General features: G+C 68.8%; 14 protein-coding genes. All 14 read left to right on the forward strand.

Translation table 11 applies throughout. From position 1 onward, the window contains the following. Positions 1-124: 124 nt before the first annotated feature. On the forward strand, positions 125-793 hold the full coding sequence (locus OG734_RS37690; RefSeq protein ID WP_330291904.1) for a GntR family transcriptional regulator: 669 nt from the start codon (positions 125-127) through the stop codon (positions 791-793). Then, positions 790-1,701 (forward strand): dihydrodipicolinate synthase family protein, encoded by a 912-nt coding sequence (locus tag OG734_RS37695; protein WP_330291905.1) that lies wholly within the window; start codon positions 790-792, stop codon positions 1,699-1,701. The genes OG734_RS37690 and OG734_RS37695 overlap by 4 nt, the downstream gene beginning before the upstream one ends. After that, a complete protein-coding gene (gene araD, locus OG734_RS37700) occupies positions 1,698-3,437 on the forward strand; it encodes an L-arabinonate dehydratase (protein ID WP_330291906.1) in 1,740 nt (579 codons plus the stop codon). Before OG734_RS37695 ends, araD begins: the two co-directional genes overlap by 4 nt. Positions 3,438-3,555: 118 nt before the next feature. Next, positions 3,556-4,491 (forward strand): carbohydrate ABC transporter permease, encoded by a 936-nt coding sequence (locus tag OG734_RS37705; RefSeq protein WP_330291907.1) that lies wholly within the window; start codon positions 3,556-3,558, stop codon positions 4,489-4,491. Beyond that, the gene (locus tag OG734_RS37710) at positions 4,488-5,387 is read left to right on the forward strand and encodes a carbohydrate ABC transporter permease (protein WP_443064987.1); all 900 of its coding nucleotides are present in this window, start codon (positions 4,488-4,490) and stop codon (positions 5,385-5,387) included. Before OG734_RS37705 ends, OG734_RS37710 begins: the two co-directional genes overlap by 4 nt. Then, complete coding sequence (locus OG734_RS37715) at positions 5,384-6,682, forward strand: pectate lyase family protein (protein WP_330291908.1); 1,299 nt, start codon at positions 5,384-5,386, stop codon at positions 6,680-6,682. Before OG734_RS37710 ends, OG734_RS37715 begins: the two co-directional genes overlap by 4 nt. Continuing rightward, positions 6,679-7,875, forward strand: coding sequence for a Gfo/Idh/MocA family protein (locus tag OG734_RS37720; protein WP_330291909.1), 1,197 nt, complete (start codon positions 6,679-6,681; stop codon positions 7,873-7,875). Before OG734_RS37715 ends, OG734_RS37720 begins: the two co-directional genes overlap by 4 nt. Continuing rightward, entirely contained in the window at positions 7,875-8,726 is an 852-nt protein-coding gene (locus tag OG734_RS37725; protein ID WP_330291910.1) for a PmoA family protein, read from the forward strand. The genes OG734_RS37720 and OG734_RS37725 overlap by 1 nt, the downstream gene beginning before the upstream one ends. Further along, entirely contained in the window at positions 8,723-10,255 is a 1,533-nt protein-coding gene (locus tag OG734_RS37730) for a glycoside hydrolase family 43 protein (RefSeq protein WP_330291911.1), read from the forward strand. The genes OG734_RS37725 and OG734_RS37730 overlap by 4 nt, the downstream gene beginning before the upstream one ends. A 33-nt stretch (positions 10,256-10,288) precedes the next feature. Continuing rightward, positions 10,289-12,295, forward strand: a complete 2,007-nt coding sequence (locus OG734_RS37735; protein ID WP_330291912.1) for a pectinesterase family protein — start codon at positions 10,289-10,291, stop codon at positions 12,293-12,295. 51 nt (positions 12,296-12,346) lie between these two features. Further along, positions 12,347-13,684 (forward strand): ABC transporter substrate-binding protein, encoded by a 1,338-nt coding sequence (locus OG734_RS37740; protein WP_330291913.1) that lies wholly within the window; start codon positions 12,347-12,349, stop codon positions 13,682-13,684. Positions 13,685-13,816: 132 nt separating this feature from the next. After that, positions 13,817-14,617 (forward strand): rhamnogalacturonan acetylesterase, encoded by an 801-nt coding sequence (locus OG734_RS37745; RefSeq protein WP_330291914.1) that lies wholly within the window; start codon positions 13,817-13,819, stop codon positions 14,615-14,617. 60 nt (positions 14,618-14,677) lie between these two features. After that, positions 14,678-15,997 carry a pectate lyase family protein gene (locus OG734_RS37750; protein WP_330291915.1) on the forward strand — a complete coding sequence of 440 codons (1,320 nt, stop codon included), beginning with the start codon at positions 14,678-14,680 and terminating at the stop codon, positions 15,995-15,997. 2 nt (positions 15,998-15,999) lie between these two features. After that, positions 16,000-17,121: a pectinesterase family protein gene (locus OG734_RS37755; protein ID WP_330291916.1), complete on the forward strand. Its 1,122-nt coding sequence runs from the start codon at positions 16,000-16,002 to the stop codon at positions 17,119-17,121.

Here is a 17,121-nt window from a genome sequence, read left to right on the forward strand (position 1 = left end):
CACGGCGTCCCTCCTACCTTCAAGCCGTCGTACTTCGTACGTCATATATGAGACGCGATATGTGAGATCCGATACGCGAGATCTGATCCGGTGGATCCGATCCGTCAAGATCCGAGAGGCACGCATGACCTCTGTGCCCACGCCGATCCCGTCCCGCACGCAGTTCGTGCAGGAAGGGATCAAACACCGCATCCTCACCGGGCAGTTGACGCCGGGTCAGGCCCTGGTCGAGACCGAGCTCGCCGCACAGTTCGGGGTGTCCAAGACCCCGGTGCGCGAGGCGCTCAAGACGCTGGCCGGCACCGGGCTCGTCGTGATGAACCAGTACAAGGGCGTCACGGTGCGCATGGTGGACGCGGACATGGCGCGCGAGGTCTACGACGTACGGCTGCTCCTGGAGCCGGAGGCCCTCAGGCGTTCCGTACGCAGAGGGGCCTCGCTCGATGTCGCCCGGGACGCGCTCACCCGGGCCGACCAGGCCACCGACACCGCTGAACGCTCCCTGGCCAACCGGGAGTTCCACCGCTCTCTCTACGTCCGCTGCGGCAATCCGCTGCTCGGCCGGATGCTCGACGAGGTGCGCGACCAGGCCGCCCTGGTTTCCGCCGTCGCCTGGGCTGCCAACCCCTCCTGGGAGCGGGAGGCGGACGAGCACCGGGAGATCCTGCGGCTCGCGCTCGCCGGTGACTCGGACGGCGCGGCGCGCGCCCTGCACGCCCATATCGAGTCGTTCGTGCAACGGGCTTTCCCCGCCGGGGAGTCCGAGGTCCAGGGAAAGGACGGTCAGGAATGAGCGGCGTGGCGTTCGAGACCCAACGGGCGGCCCTGGCCGACGTGGTGGCGATCCCGGTGACCCCGTTCGCCGAGGACGGCTCCGTCGACCAGAGTGCCCACCGGGCCCTGCTGCGCCGACTGCTCGACGGCGGCATCAACACCCTCACCCCGAACGGCAATACGGGCGAGTTCTACGCCCTCAACCCCGAAGAGCGGCGCCTCGTCACCGAGTTGACCATCGACGAGACCGGCGACCGGGCCGTGATCCTCGTCGGCGTCGGGCACGATCTGCCGACCGCCGTCGCCGCCGCCTTGCACGCACAGGACCACGGGGCCGCGATGGTGATGGTCCATCAGCCCATTCACCCGTACGTCTCCGAGGGCGGCTGGGTCGACTACCACCGGGTCATCGCCGAGGCGGTACCCGAACTCGGGGTCGTCCCGTACATCCGCAACGCTTCGCTGAGCGGTCTGCGGCTCGCCGAACTCGCCGACGTCTGCCCGAACGTCATCGGCGTGAAGTACGCCGTCCCCGACGCCGCTCGATTCGCGGCCTTCGCGCGGGACGCCGGGCTCGAACGCTTCGTGTGGGTGGCCGGACTCGCCGAGCCCTACGCACCCTCCTACTTCTCGGCCGGCGCCACCGGGTTCACCTCCGGCCTGGTGAACGTCGCCCCGGCCGTCTCGCTGAACATGATCGAAGCGCTTCGATCGGGTGACTATCCGGCCGCCATGAAGGTCTGGGAGCAGATCCGCCGCTTCGAGGAGCTGCGCGGCGCGAACGCCTCCGCGAACAACGTGACCGTAGTCAAGGAGGCCCTCGCCTCCCTCGGCCTCTGCCGTCGCGACGTCCGCCCGCCGAGCCGCGCGCTGCCCGAGGACGACCGCGCCGAGGTCGCCGCGATAGCCGCCGGGTGGTCCATATGAAGCCCGCCCAGGCACGAAAAGCGCCGGAAGAGCTGAGGAGTCATCAGTGGTACGGAACTGACGGGCTGCGTTCCTTCAGCCACCGGGCCCGTACCCGCCAGCTCGGATACCTCCCCGAGGAGCACCTCGGCAAGCCCGTCATCGCGATCCTCAACACCTGGTCGGACATCAACCCCTGTCATGTGCACCTCCGTGACCGGGCGCAGGCCGTGAAACGGGGTGTGTGGCAGGCGGGCGGATTCCCCCTGGAGTTCCCGGTCTCCACGCTCAGCGAGACCTTCCAGAAGCCGACCCCCATGCTCTACCGCAACCTCCTCGCCATGGAGACGGAGGAGCTGCTGCGCTCGTACCCGGTCGACGGGGCCGTCCTGATGGGCGGCTGCGACAAGTCCACGCCCGCCCTGCTCATGGGCGCCGCGTCCGTCGACCTCCCGGCCGTCTTCGTGCCCGCCGGGCCCATGCTGCCCGGGCACTGGCGCAACGAGGTCCTCGGCTCCGGCACCGACATGTGGAAGTACTGGGACGACAAGCGTGCCGGCCTCATCGGCGACTGCGAGATGACGGAGCTGGAGAGCGGGCTCGCCCGTTCCCCCGGGCACTGCATGACCATGGGGACGGCGTCCACGCTCACCGCCGCCGCCGAGGCACTCGGCGTGACCGTGCCGGGGGCGTCCAGCATCCCCGCCGTCGACTCCGGACACGACCGGATGGCCGCCGCGTCGGGTATGAGGATCGTCGAACTGGTCCACCAGGACCGCAAGTTGAGCGACATCCTCACCGCCGACGCCTTCACCGACGCGGTCACGACCGTCCTCGGCCTCGGCGGCTCCACCAACGCCGTGATCCATCTGATCGCCATGGCGGGCCGGGCCGGCGTACGGCTCACCCTCGACGACTTCGACCGCATCGCGCGGACCGTACCGGTGCTCGCCAACGTACGGCCCGGTGGACAGACGTACCTCATGGAGGACTTCCACTTCGCCGGTGGCCTGCCCGGGTTCCTCTCCAGGATCACGGACCTGCTGCATCTGGACCGGCCGACGGTCTCGTACGACAGCATGCGCGAACAGCTCGACGGCGCGCAGGTGCACAACGACGAGGTCATCCGCCCACGCGACAAACCGGTCGCGAACGAGGGCGGGGTCGCCGTCCTGCGCGGCAACCTCTGTCCGGACGGCGCCGTCATCAAGCACATCTCCGCCGAGCCGCACCTGCTCCAGCACACCGGACGCGCGGTCGTCTTCGACGACTACAGGACCATGCAACGCACCATAAACGACCCGGAGTTGGGCATCACCGCCGACACGGTTCTGGTGCTGCGCGGCTCCGGACCCAAGGGCGGCCCGGGCATGCCCGAGTACGGGATGCTGCCCATCCCCGACCACCTGCTCAAGCAGGGTGTACGGGACATGGTGCGCATCTCCGACGCCCGGATGAGCGGGACGAGTTACGGCACCTGCGTGCTGCACGTGGCACCCGAGTCCCATGTCGGCGGGCCGCTCGCGCTGGTGCGCACCGGGGACTCCATCACCCTCGACGTCGAGGGGCGGTCGCTCCAACTCAACGTGGACGACGATGAGTTGGCGCGCAGGCGGGCGGAGTGGACGCCGCCGGCCGAACGGTACGAGCGCGGTTACGGCGCTCTCTACAACGAGCAGATCACGCAGGCCGACACCGGCTGCGACTTCGAGTTCCTGGCCAGGCCGGGGAAGGTTCGCGACCCGTACGCGGGCTGACCGCAGCAGCGCACCCCTCTACACCTCTACACCTCTGCACACACCTGCACACACCTGCATAAAGAGAAAGCGCTTCCCGTACGACGCACGCACGACGTACCGAGAACGGAGAACAGTCATGGCCCAAGCCGCAGTCGTGGCGAAACCGCCCACGCCACCCCGGCGGCGGCGTGCCTCCGCGACGCCGCGAAGGCTCCCCTATCTGCTGATCGCACCGGCCGCCCTGCTCATGGTGGGCTTCATCGCCTACCCGGTCATCAGCGTCTTCTACTACAGCCTGCAGAACTTCAACCCCACCAAGCCGTGGCGCAACGGCTTCGCGGGTCTCGACAACTTCACGCACGCCTTCACCGACGACCCCCAGTTCTGGGACACGCTGGTCTTCAGCGGCAAGTGGGTCGTCGTCGAGGTCGGCCTGCAGCTGATGTTCGGTCTGGCGCTCGCGCTGATCGTCAACCAGACCTTCGTGGGGCGGTCGATCGGCCGCGCGCTGGTCTTCTCGCCCTGGGCCGTCTCGGGCGTCCTCACCTCCGCGATCTGGGTGCTGCTCTACAACTCCCAGACAGGCATCACCCGTTACCTCGCCGACGCGGGCATCGGCACGTACGGCACGAGCTGGCTGTCGGACACCTCCACCGTGTTCCCGGCGGCGATCGTCGCCGACCTGTGGCGAGGTGTGCCCTTCTTCGCGATCCTCATCCTGGCCGACCTCCAGTCCGTCTCGAAGGACCTGTACGAGGCCGCCGAGGTCGACGGAGCCAGCCGGATCAAGCAGTTCTGGCACATCACGCTGCCGCACCTCAAGGACGCCATCGTCCTGTCCACGCTGCTGCGCGCGGTCTGGGAGTTCAACAACGTCGACCTCCTCTACACCCTGACGGGCGGCGGACCGGCCGGCGAGACCACGACGCTCCCGCTCTACATCGCCAACACCAGCGTCGACGCCCACAACTTCGGCTACGCATCGGCCCTGACGACGGTCGCGTTCGTGATCCTGCTCTTCTTCTCGATCGTCTACCTGCGGCTCAGCAAGTTCGGAGGGGAGAGCAAGTGATCACCAAGGAAGCCACCGAGATCGTGCCCACGCCCGTGGACGACATCCCCGAGCCGCCGCGCCCGCACAAGAAGCAGCGCCGCGCCTGGGACGAGGCCCCGCGCTGGCAGATCTACCTCCCTCTCGGGATCTACCTCGTCTTCACCCTCATCCCCTTCTACTGGATCCTCCTCTTCGCGCTGCGCCCGGCCGGTTCCACCTCGCTGGTGCCCTGGCCGATGACCCTCGACCACTTCGACAAGGTGTGGACCGAGCGAAGCTTCGGCACGTACTTCGAGAACAGCATCCTCGTCGGCCTCGCCACGCTGGTGATGACGACGCTCGTCGCCCTGGCCGGCGGTTACGCCCTCGCCCGCTTCGACTTCAAGGTCAAGCGCGCCTTCATGCTGGCCCTGCTCTGCTCCCAGTTCGTGCCGGGCGCCCTGCTGTTGGTGCCGCTGTTCCAGATCTTCGCCGAGCTCCAGATGATCAACTCGCTGGGTGCGGTCATCATCGCCGAGACGGTCTTCCAGCTCCCGCTGTCGATGATCCTCATCAGCGGCTTCATCAAGAACGTGCCGTACACGCTGGAGGAGGCGGCCTGGGTCGACGGCTGCAACCGCTTCACCGCGTTCCGGATCGTCGTACTGCCGTTGCTGCGGCCCGGGTTGATCGCCGTTGGCTCCTTCGCCTTCGTGCACTCATGGAACCACTTCCTGTTCGCCCTGATGTTCCTCAGCGACCAGGGCAAGCAGACCATCCCGGTCGGCCTCAACACCCTGATGAGCGCGGACAGCGTCGACCTGGGCGCCCTCGCGGCGGGCGGCATCATCGCCGCCGTACCCGTGGTCATCGTCTTCGCCTTCATCCAGAAGTGGCTGATCACCGGCTTCAGCGCGGGGGCGGTGAAGGGATGAGACGCCTCATTCAAGTGGCCGCCGCCATCGGCTTGTTGGGTGCCGTGCTGAGCACCCCGGCCGGGGCCGAGGCCCGTGACCTCAGCCGCGACACGCTGCCCGCGAACGACGGCTGGGCCGCCGCCGACGGTGGCACCACCGGCGGCGCGGCGGCGGACGACGCGCACGTGTTCACCGTACGCAGCCGCGGCGAACTCGTCCGCGCCCTCGACGGTGGCAGCGCCACTCCGAAGATCATCCGGGTCGCGGGGACGATCGACGCCAACTCCACTGACAGTGGCGGCCACTTGAGCTGCGGCGACTATGCGAAGGGCACCGGCTACGGCGTCGCGAAGTACCTCGCCGCGTACGACCCCCGCACCTGGGGTTCCGCCAAGCCGAGCGGGGCGCAGGAGGAGGCCCGGCAGGCCGCGGCGGCCCGGCAGGCCGAGCGGGTCGTACTGCCCGTCGGGTCCAACACGACCATCGTCGGGCTCGGTTCGGGCGCCGTCCTCAAGGGGGCGAGCCTCCAGGTCAAGAACGCGGACAACGTGATCGTCCGCAACCTCGAACTCCGCGACGCCTACGACTGCTTCCCCGTCTGGCAGCCCAACTCCGGTGGGCTGGGCGACTGGAAGACGGCATACGACACCATCTGGCTGAACGGCGCCACCCATGTGTGGGTCGACCACGTCACCGCCTCCGACAAGGGGCACCCCGACGCCGACGAGCCCACCTACTTCGCCCGCAACTACCTGCGCCACGACGGACTGTTGGACATCACCAACGGTTCCGACCTGGTCACCGTCTCCTGGAGCCGGTTCGCCGACCACGACAAGGCGATGCTCATCGGCTCCGGCGACACGGCCACCGGCGACCGCGGGAAACTCCGCGTCACCCTGCACCACAACGAGTTCCGCTCCGTGACGCAGCGAGCCCCGCGCGTCCGCTTCGGACAGGTGCACGTCTACAACAACCGGTACCTGATCGACCACGGCGACGACTACCGCTACTCCCTCGGCGTCTCCACCGAGTCCGCCGTGTACGCGGAGAACAACGCCTTCACCACCCCCGGACACGTCGAGGTCGCCGACCTGGTCAAAAGCTGGAACGGCACCGCCCTGCACCAGACCGGCACCCTCTTCAACGGCTTCCCCGTCGATCTTCTGACCATCTACAACGCCTACAACTCGGGCAGCGAGCGCGACCTCACGGCCGACGTCGGCTGGACGCCTACCCTGCACACAAAGATCGACAGCGCCGACACGGCCGACCGAGAGGTGGCACGCGGCGCGGGCGCAGGGAGGCTCACATGAACACGACACCGCTGACCGCATCGACGGCCACTTCGCAGGTCACGCCGGTCACACCGGTTCCGGTGGTCCTCGCGGGAGCGCGCGGCCACGGCCACTGGCATCTCGCGAACATCCGCCGGCTCCAGGACAAGGGGCTCGTACGGCTGGCGGGCGTCTGCGAGCTGACGCCACTTACTGAAGAGGAGCTGGACGGTCTCGGCACGCCCGAGCAGTCCGCCGACTTCGGCGCCCTCCTCGACTCCACCGGCGCCGCCATCGCCGTGATCTGCACGCCGATCCCCACCCACACCGACCTCGCGCTCATCGCCGCCGCCAAGGGCGTGCACCTGCTGCTGGAGAAGCCGCCGGCGCCCTCGTACGCGGAGTTCCGGCGGATGGCCGACGGGGTCGCGGCGGCCGGGGTCGCCTGCCAGATCGGGTTCCAGTCGCTGGGCTCGCACGCCCTGCCCGCGATCCGGGAACTGATCGCCGAGGGCGCCATCGGCGAGGTGACCGGCGTCGGCGGGGCGGGCGCGTGGGCGCGCGACGAGGCGTACTACCGGCGCGCGCCCTGGGCCGGCAAGCGCAGGCTGAACGGCGTGGACGTCATCGACGGCGCCCTCACCAACCCGCTCGCGCACGCCGTCGCCACCGGGCTCGCCCTCGGCGGCAGCACCCGCGCCGAGGACGTCACCGGCATCGAGACCGAGCTGCTGCGCGCGAACGACATCGAGTCCGACGACACCTCGTGCGTACGCGTCAGCACCACGAACGGCGTGCCGGTCACCGTCGCGGCCACCCTGTGCGCCGAACACCCGGACGACCCGTATGTCCTCGTGCACGGCACCAGCGGCCGGATCACCTTCTGGTACAAGCAGGACCGCGTCCTCCTCCAGCGCTCGGGACACGGCCCGCAGGAGTACGAGTACGACCGCACCGACCTGCTGGAGAACCTCGTCGACCACCTCACCGAGGGAGCCGAACTGCTGGTCGTGCCAGACGAGACGGGCGCTTTCATGCGGGTCGTCGAGGCGATCCGGCAGGCCCCCGACCCGGCCGAACTCCCGGCGGACGCCTGGGAATTCGCGCCCGGCGAAACCCCCCGCCGAGTGGTCCCCGGCATCGACGGCCTCGTCGCGGCCGCCGCCGACACCCTCTCCCTCTACTCCGAGCTGGGCGCCTCCTGGACGCTGCCGAAAGAGGTGAGCACCTGATGAATCAGATGCCCAACGAGTCGCTGGTCCTGCGGGTCGCGGGCCGCCCGGTCGGCCGCTACACCGGCCGCCCGGAGCTGCCGCTGCGCCACGCGCCCCGCCCCTATCTGCACCCCGTCACCACCCTGGCCGGCACCGCTGTCACCGAGCTCAGCCCCGCCGACCACACCCACCACCTCGGCGTCGGTGTCGCCATACCCGACGTCGAGGGGCACAACTTCTGGGGCGGGCGCACCTATGTACGGGACCAGGGGCCGACCGAGCTGGACAACCACGGTGCCCAGCGGCACACCGCCTACCAGCTCCGCGACCCCGACGGCTTCGTCGAGGAACTGCGCTGGATGATCGGCGGCGGCGAGCTGCTGCGCGAGCGCCGTACGGTGGCCGCCACCGAACTCACCAGCACCGCCTGGGCGTTGGACTTCACCTTCTCCCTCACCAACATCACCGCCGCCCCCCTCTCCATCGGCAGCCCCGCCACCAACGGCCGCCCGGGCGCGGCCTACGGCGGCTTCTTCTGGCGGGCGCGCAAGGAGGCCGGCACCCCCGACGTCTTCACGGCCGCCACCGAGGGCGAGTCGGCGGTCCACGGCACCCGAGCCGACTGGCTCGCCCTGGCCGGCACCACCTGGACGCTCGTCTTCGCCGGCGCCACCGAACAGACGCGCCGCGACCCGTGGTTCGTCCGGGCCGAGGAGTATCCGGGGGTCGGCTCGTCGCTCGCGTTCGACGAACGGCTGCCGATCGGCGCGGGCGAGACCGTCGTACGCCGGATCGTCACCGTCGTCGCCGACGGGCGACTCGACCGGAACGAGGCCGCGGCTCTCGTACGGAAGGCGGTGAGCGCGTGATCACCGGCGCCGATCTCGGTGACGGGACCTACCGCAACCCGGTCCTGAACGCCGACTGGTCCGACCCGGACGTGGTCCGCGTCGACGACGACTTCTACCTCACGGCCTCCAGCTTCGGCCGGGCGCCGGGCCTGCCACTTCTCCATTCCCGGGACCTCGTCAACTGGACCCTCGTCGGCCATGCCCTCGAACGCCTGCAACCGGCGGGCGAGTTCACGGTTCCGCGCCACGACTGCGGTGTCTGGGCGCCCTCGTTGAGGTATCACGACGACCGGTTCTGGATCTTCTGGGGCGACCCGGACCACGGCATCTTCCAGGTCAACTCCCCGGCGATACGCGGCCCTTGGACCAGCCCGCACCTCGTCAAGGAGGGCAAGGGACTCATCGACGCGTGCCCGCTGTGGGACGAGGAGACCGGCGAGGCGTATCTCGTGCACGCCTGGGCCAAGTCCCGGTCGGGCGTGAAGAACCGGCTCACCGGCCACCGGATGCACCCCGAGGGCACGGGACTTCTGGACGAGGGCAAGGTGATCGTCGACGGCGACCGCATCCCCGGCTGGTTCACCATCGAGGGCCCGAAGCTCTACCAGCACGACGGCTGGTTCTGGATCCTGGCCCCCGCCGGGGGAGTGGAGACCGGCTGGCAGGGCGCCTTTCGCTCCCGCGACTTCTTCGGGCCGTACGAGGAGCGGATCGTCCTTGAGCAGGGGGACACCGACGTCAACGGGCCCCACCAGGGCGGCTGGGTGCGCACGTCGGCTGGCGAGGACTGGTTCCTCCACTTCCAGCAGCGCGGCCCGTACGGCCGGGTCGTGCACCTTCAGCCGATGAGCTGGGGCGGGGACGGCTGGCCCGTCGTGGGTGACGCCGGCACCCCCGTCGCCGTACACCGCAAGCCTGATCTGCCCGTGCAGACGCCCGCCGCGCCCGCCACCGACGACGACTTCCCCGGCGGACGGTTCGGCCGGCAGTGGCAGTGGACGGCCAATCCGCGGGACGGCTGGGCCCCGCAGCACTCGGGGGACGGGCTGCGACTGAGCTGCGTACGCAGTGCCGACGCCCACGACCTGCGGAAACTCCCGAACATCCTCACTCAGCGGCTGCCCGGTGTCGAGTGCGTCGTCGAGGTGGAGCTGCGGCTCGACAGTGAGGAGCCGGGGGCCCGGGCCGGGCTTGCCGTGCTGGGCGACTCCTTCGGCTGGGTCGGGCTTGAGCGGGCGGACGACGGGACGGTTCGGCTCGTCCACCGGTTCGCGGAGTCCGTCGCCCAGCGGGAGCGGGACGCCGATCATCCGCGGGTGGCTCCTGAGGGACGGGTCCGGCTGCGGATCGCGATCGGAGCGGGGGCGCGCTGCCGGTTCGCCTACGACCTCGGTGCCGGGGGCGGCTGGGAGTCGTCCGGGCCGGTGTTCGCGGCCACCCCCTGGCGCTGGGTCGGCGCCCTGCTCGGTCTCTTCGCGCTCGCACCCGTCGGCGGGGGACACGCCGGCGCGGCCACGTTCACGCAGTTCAGAGTGGTTTCACCGTAACTCACCTTATTCGTATGCCTGTTGGGAGCCGCAATGACGCACTTCCCTAGCAAGCGCTTACCGGGCGCCGGCGCCGGTAGACCTGCCGGCAGAACCCTGGCAGCCGTCGTTGCTCTTGTGGCCGCTCTGACCCTCGGAGCGGTCGGTGAGGGGACGGCCGCCACCTCCACGACAGGGGGCACCGCGACGGCGGCTCCCCGCTGGACCGACCAGGCCCACGGTTTCGCCTCCCTCGCCGGCGGCACCACCGGCGGTGCGGGCGGCAAGGTCGTCACGGTCACCGACCAGGCCTCGCTGGTGAAGTACGCGGCGGCCGAGGAGCCGTACGTCATCCGGGTCGCGGGCTCGATCGCCGTGGCGCCCTTCGGAGCGGATGTCGTCGTCGCCTCGAACAAGACGGTCATCGGCGTCGGCGACACCGGCGAGATCGTCCACGGCGAGCTGCACCTCAACCCCGGCACCAGCAACGTCGTCATCCGTAATCTGACGATCCGTGACTCGTACGTAGAGGGCGACTGGGACGGCAAGACGACCGACTTCGACGCGATCCAGATGGACACCGTCGACCACGTCTGGATCGACCACAACCGCTTCACGCACATGGGCGACGGACTGCTCGACATCCGCAAGGACAGCCAGTACATCACCGTCTCCAACAATCAATTCACCAACCACAACAAGGCGTTCGGGATCGGCTGGACGCCCAACGTGCTCACCCAGATCACCATCGACCACAACTGGTTCACGGGCACGAAGCAGCGCAACCCGTCCGCCGACAACTGCGCCTACGCGCACCTCTACAACAACTATGTGTCGGCTCAGGTCGCCGACGGTGACCCGGTCTGGACGTACGGGAACTGGTCGCGCGGCAAGACCAGGATGGTCATCGAGAACAGCTACTACGACGGTGTCCAGCATCCCTACCAGGCCGACGCCACCGCCGAGTTGGTGCAGCGCGGGTCGATCCTGAAGAACGTCAGCGGGCGGACGGACACGTGGGGCACCGCCTTCGAGCCCCGCGACTTCTACCCCTACCGGCTGGACCCGGCCGCCGCCGTACCCACGCTGGTCAAGCGCTTCTCCGGGCCGCAGCAGCGGATCGGCGCCGCGGTGACGCTCCACGTCCCTGCCGACTACCCGACCGTCCAGGCCGCCGTCGACGCCGTGCCCGCCGGCAACGACAGCCCGGTGACCATCGCCGTCGCGCCGGGCACGTACCGCGCGAAGGTCCTCATCCCGGCCGGTAAGTCGAACATCCTGCTCCAGGGGACCGGCCGAAGCCGCTCCGACACCGTCATCGTCTACGACACGCCCGCCGAGTACGGCGGTTCGACGGGCAGCGCGACCGTCCGGATCGCCGCGAACGACGTCACCGCCCGCAACCTCACCTTCAGCAACGACTTCGACGAGGCCGCGGTCGAACTGAAGGGCGAGCAGGCGCTCGCGATGAAGACGACCGGCGACCGGATCGTCTTCGAGAACACCGCCTTCCTGGGCAACCAGGACACCCTGATGACCGACAGCCCCAAGCTGGACGTGATCAGTCGCGTCTACGTCCGCGACTCCTACATCGAGGGCGACGTCGACTTCATCTACGGGCGCGCGACGACCGTCATCGAGCGGTCGGTGATCCGCGCGCTGAGCCGGGGCTCCGCCACCAACAACGGCTACCTCACAGCCGCTTCGACCTGGACGGGCAATCCGTACGGGTTCCTGATCACCCGCTCCAAGGTCGTGAGCGACGCACCCGCCGACTCCTTCCACCTCGGCCGGCCCTGGCACCCGGGAGGCGAGCCGAACGCCGTGGCCCAAGTCCTGTTCCGGGACGCCGAGTTGCCCGCCGCGGTCAAGGCCTCGCCGTGGACCGACATGAGCGGCTTCTCGTGGAAGGACGCGCGCTTCACCGAGTACCGGACGTACGGGCCCGGCGCCCAAGTGACCGCAGACAGGCCGCAGTTGAGCGCCACCGATGCGTCGTCATTCACCGTCGCCGACTACCTGAACGGTACGGATGGCTGGGCCCCCTACGCCCGCCGCTGACCCCCCACAACTTCATAGTTCCGATTGATCCAGAAGAGAGAGTGCCGACCAATGAAGATCAGCATCCGCAGAAGCAGGCGCGCGGCCATCGCCGTGGCCCTGGGTTCCGTGCTCGCCCTGACCGCCACCGCCTGCGGAGACGACGGCAGCGGAGCGGGCGGGGACAAGGGCAACGAGGGCTCGGGCAAGGGCCAGATCACCTTCTGGGACAACAACGGCGGTGTGCGTACCGACGTCTGGAAGGAGATCATCGCCGACTTCGAGAAGGCCAACCCCGACATCAAGGTCAAGTACGTCGGGATACCGTCCGACAGCATCCAGTCCAAGTACGACACCGCGATCCAGGGCGGCGGACTGCCCGACGTCGGCGGGGTCGGCGCGGCCATGCTCGCCGGCGTCGCCGCACAGAACGCCCTGGAGCCGCTGGACGACCGGCTCAAGGACAGTTCGCTGAACGGCAAGCTGACCCCGGGCATGATCGACAGCGTGCGCAGCGCGGGCGGCGGCGACGAACTCTTCACCATCCCGACCTCCGCGAACAACGGCACGCTCTGGTACCGCACCGACCTGTTCGAGGCGGCGAAGCTGGACCCGCCGACGACCTGGTCGAAGTTCTACGCCGCCGCCGACAAGCTCACGGACGCGAGCAAGAACAAGTTCGGTTACACCATTCGCGGCGGTGAGGGGTCGATCGCACAGGCCCTGGACGCGATGTACGGGCAGTCCGGCATCACGTCGTTCTGGAAGGACGCGAAGACCACCGTCAACGACCCGAAGAACGTCGAGGCGCTGGAGAAGTACACCGCGCTGTTCAAGAAGGACACTCCGTCCGCCGACGTCAACAACGACTTCAAAAAGATGGTCGCCCAGTGGGACAGCGGCGACATCGGCATGCTGAGCCACAACCTCGGCTCCTACCAGGACCACCTGAAGGCGCTGGACGGCAAGTTCCGCGGAATTCCGAACCCGACGCAGGACGACGGGACCCGGGTTCAGGTCTCCAACCCCGTCGACGGGCTGGGGCTGTTCAAGTCCAGCAAGAACAAGACGGCCTCGTGGAAGTTCATCGAGTTCGCCGTCTCGCACGCGTCCAACAGCAAGTGGAACGAGTCTGCCGGCGCCATTCCCTCCAACACGGAGGCGGCGAAGGACGCGTGGATCCAGTCCGCGGAGGCGACGAAGCTGGCGGCCGAGTCGCTGAACAGCGGCACGATCAAGATCGTCCAGTTGCCGTACTACCTGCCCGACTGGAACACGATCTCGAAGGCGGACAACGAGCCGAACTTCCAGAAGGTGCTGCTGAAGAAGATGAGTGCGAAGGAATTCCTGGACACGTTGGCCGACCAGCTGAACGCTGCGCAGGCTGAGTGGAATGAGCAGGTGGGCTAGGGCCAGGTCGTTTTTTGGCCGCGGGTCGTCCGTGGCTGGTCGTGCCCCGCGGCGGAGCCGCAAATAGATACAGCCCCGCGCCCCTGAAAACGGGGCGCGGGTCCCCTGCCCCCTTTTGAAAGGCACAACGTCGTGTCGCTTAGCCGTAGACAGGTGGCCGCAGCTGCTCTTGCTGCCGTCCCTCTCGCTGTCGCCGCCTCGGAAAGCGCCTCGGCGCATTCCGGTCGTCGTTCTCGCACCCTCTACATCGCCGGTGATTCCACCGCCGCCCAGAAATACGCTGACGCCGCCCCGGAGACCGGGTGGGGAATGGCGCTTCCCTTCTTTCTGGGGAAGGGGCTGGAGGTTTCCAATCATGCGGTGAACGGGCGTAGTTCCAAGAGTTTCTTCGACGAAGGGCGGCTGGACGCCATTCTCGAAGTCATCGCCCCCGGTGACTTCCTGCTCATCCAGTTCGGGCACAACGACGAGAAGAGCGCCGATCCCGTCCGTTACACCGAGCCCTGGTCCACGTACCAGGACTATCTGCGGCTGTACATCGACGGTGCGCGGGCCCGTGGTGCCCGGCCGGTGCTCGCCACCTCCGTCGAGCGGAGAAAGTTCGACGCGAGCGGCAACGCACTGCCGACCCACGGCGACTACCCGGCGGCGATGCGTGCGCTCGCCGAGGAGGAGCGCGTGGCGCTGCTCGACATCCAGGCCCTGTCGATCGCGCTCTGGCAGGAGTTGGGGGTCGAGGAGACGAAGAAATACTTCAACTGGACAGCGACCGAGCAGGACAACACGCACTTCAATCCGCCGGGTGCCATCGCCGTGGCCCGGCTCGTCGCAGCCGGACTGGTGCGGCGCCGGGTGCTGGCGCACCGGGACGTGCGCCGCCTCGACGACGTGATCCCGGAGTCCTGGATCACCTGGCCGCCGGCCGTCGTCTAGCCACTCCGAACGACCCCTCAAGCCTTTCCCCGCCTGTTCCTCCAGAAGGAGAGCCGCACCATGAACGCTCGCGCATGTCATGATCATGTCACCATGAAGGCCGCCGTCCTGCTCGGCTGCACCGCCCTCGTCCTCACCGTCACCGGCCCCGCCGCCCAGGCCGCCGCTCCGGCCCGTGACCTCGGCCACCAGACCCTCGCCGCCGGTGACGGCTGGGGGTCCGACGCGGGTGGCACGACCGGCGGTTCGGCCGCCGACGCCGATCACGTCTACACCGTCACCACCTGGGCGGAGTTCAAGGCCGCGCTGAAGGACGGCGGCAGCGCGCCCAAGATCATCAAGGTCAAGGGCATGATCGACGCCGTGTCCGAGGGCTGCGAGGCCTTCACCACCGGCGGGTACGACCTCCAGCAGTACCTCAAGGACTACGACCCGGCCGTCTGGGGCAACGACAAGGTCGCCAGCGGTCCGCAGGAGGACGCGCGGGTCGCGTCCGCCGCCAACCAGGACAGCGTCATCAAGGCCGCCGTCCCCAGCAACACCACGATCGTCGGCGTCGGCAAGAACTCCGGCATCCTCGGCGGCAGCCTCCAGATCAAGGCCGTCTCCAACGTCATCCTGCGCAACCTCACCATCGAGGCCCCCCTCGACTGCTTCCCGAAGTGGGACCCGACCGACGACAACAACACCGGCAACTGGAACTCCGAGTACGACGCCGTCGTCGTCTTCGGCACCGACCATGTGTGGATCGACCACAACACGCTCACCGACGGCCGCTACCCCGACAGCGAGCGGCCGAGCTACTTCGGCAAGGTCTTCCAGCAGCACGACGGGCTGACCGACATCGTGCGCGGCGCCAACTACGTCACCGTGTCCTGGAACTCCTTCAAGGACCACGACAAGAACATGCTGATCGGCAACAGCGACAGCACCGCCACCACCGACGGCGGAAAGCTCAAGGTCACCATGCACCACAACGAGTTCGACGGGATCCTGCAGCGCTCCCCGCGTGTGCGCTTCGGACAGGTCGACGTCTACAACAACAACTACGTGGTGGCCGAGGAGCAGGCGTCCGACTACTACCTCTTCGGCGTCGGCATCTCCTCCCAGCTGTACGCCAGTGACAACGCCATCTCCCTGCCGGCCGGCGCCAAGGTCGGCAAGGTGCTGAAGAAGTGGAACGAGTCCCCGCTCACCGCCAAGAACAACTACGTCAACGGCAAGCTGACCGACCTGATCGCCGTCCACAACGCCGAAATCCCCGCCGAGACGCTCCAGTCGGGCGCCGGCTGGACACCCACCCTCCGCACGAAGGTCGACTCGCCGCGCGCCGTGCCGAACGTCGTCAGCCGCGGTGCGGGCGCTGGCAAGGTCTGCTGATCATGATCAACCCCGAACTCCGGTTCAACAGAAGGTCGTTCGTCGTCGCGAGCACCGGGGCCGCACTGGCCCTGGGGCTCGCGGCCCCCGCCCGCGCGGCCGGCCGCACCCGCTTCGGCCGCTACGGCTCCCCGTCCCGCCGCCTGACCGAGCAGACCCTGTACGTCGACGCGTCCGGCACCGGCGATTTCACCACCGTCCAGGCAGCGGTAACCGCCGTGAGCGGCACCGGATTCACGCTGGTCGTCGCACCGGGCGTCTACCGCGAGACCGTCGCCGTCACCGCCACCCGTACGGAACTGACCCTGATCGGCGCCTCCGAGAACCCGCGCGACGTCGTCATCGTCTACGACAACGCCGCCGGCACCCCCAAGCCCGGCGGCGGCACCTACGGCACCACCGGCTCCGCCACCACCCTCGTGCAGGCCGCCGGCTTCACGGCCCGCTGGATCACCTTCGCCAACGACTGGCTCCGCGCCGACCACCCGGAGATCGCGGGGACCCAGGCCGTCGCCATCAAGGTGCAGGGCGACCGCTCGGCGTTCCACCACTGCCGGTTCCTCGGCCACCAGGACACCCTGTACGCCGACTCGATGAGCCGTGAGGCGTACGCCCGGCAGTACTTCGCGCACTGCTACGCCGAAGGCGACGTCGACTTCGTCTTCGGCCGCGCCACCGCCGTGTACGAGCGCTGCCACTTCCGCACCCTCAACCGCACCGACCTCACCGGCACCCCCTACGGCTTCGTCCTCGCGCCCTCCACCGTGGGCACCAACCCGCGCGGATACCTGGTCACCGGCAGCCGCGTCACCAGTGAAGCCCCGGACGCGGCCTACAAGTTGGCCCGCCCCTGGGTGCCCAGCTCCGACACCACCGCCCGCCCGATGCTCACCGTCCGGGACACCCACCTCGGCCCCGGCATCGACGCGGTCGCGCCCTACACCAACATGTCGGACACCTACCCGTGGCAGAGCCAGCGGTTCGCCGAGTACCGGAACACGGGCCCGGGAGCGAAGGTCGTCGTCGCCGAGAACCGTCCCCAACTCACGGTCGCCGAGGCCGAGTCGGCGACCCGCGAGGCGTACCTCGGCGACTGGGCGCCGTGGCAGGGGCGGTGGTGCTGA

Source organism: Streptomyces sp. NBC_00576 (genome assembly GCF_036345175.1).
In the GTDB taxonomy this organism is placed as follows: domain Bacteria; phylum Actinomycetota; class Actinomycetes; order Streptomycetales; family Streptomycetaceae; genus Streptomyces.

Bases quoted from the DNA above. Each gene is read 5' to 3' on its own strand.
- OG734_RS37755 (WP_330291916.1), top strand. From the start codon at position 16,000: ATGATCAACCCCGAACTCCGGTTCAACAGAAGGTCGTTCGTCGTCGCG.
- OG734_RS37735 (WP_330291912.1), top strand. From the start codon at position 10,289: ATGACGCACTTCCCTAGCAAGCGCTTACCGGGCGCCGGCGCCGGTAGA.
- araD (WP_330291906.1), top strand. From the start codon at position 1,698: ATGAAGCCCGCCCAGGCACGAAAAGCGCCGGAAGAGCTGAGGAGTCAT.
- OG734_RS37725 (WP_330291910.1), top strand. From the start codon at position 7,875: ATGAATCAGATGCCCAACGAGTCGCTGGTCCTGCGGGTCGCGGGCCGC.
- OG734_RS37705 (WP_330291907.1), top strand. From the start codon at position 3,556: ATGGCCCAAGCCGCAGTCGTGGCGAAACCGCCCACGCCACCCCGGCGG.
- OG734_RS37695 (WP_330291905.1), top strand. From the start codon at position 790: ATGAGCGGCGTGGCGTTCGAGACCCAACGGGCGGCCCTGGCCGACGTG.
- OG734_RS37690 (WP_330291904.1), top strand. From the start codon at position 125: ATGACCTCTGTGCCCACGCCGATCCCGTCCCGCACGCAGTTCGTGCAG.
- OG734_RS37740 (WP_330291913.1), top strand. From the start codon at position 12,347: ATGAAGATCAGCATCCGCAGAAGCAGGCGCGCGGCCATCGCCGTGGCC.
- OG734_RS37720 (WP_330291909.1), top strand. From the start codon at position 6,679: ATGAACACGACACCGCTGACCGCATCGACGGCCACTTCGCAGGTCACG.
- OG734_RS37715 (WP_330291908.1), top strand. From the start codon at position 5,384: ATGAGACGCCTCATTCAAGTGGCCGCCGCCATCGGCTTGTTGGGTGCC.
- OG734_RS37750 (WP_330291915.1), top strand. From the start codon at position 14,678: ATGAACGCTCGCGCATGTCATGATCATGTCACCATGAAGGCCGCCGTC.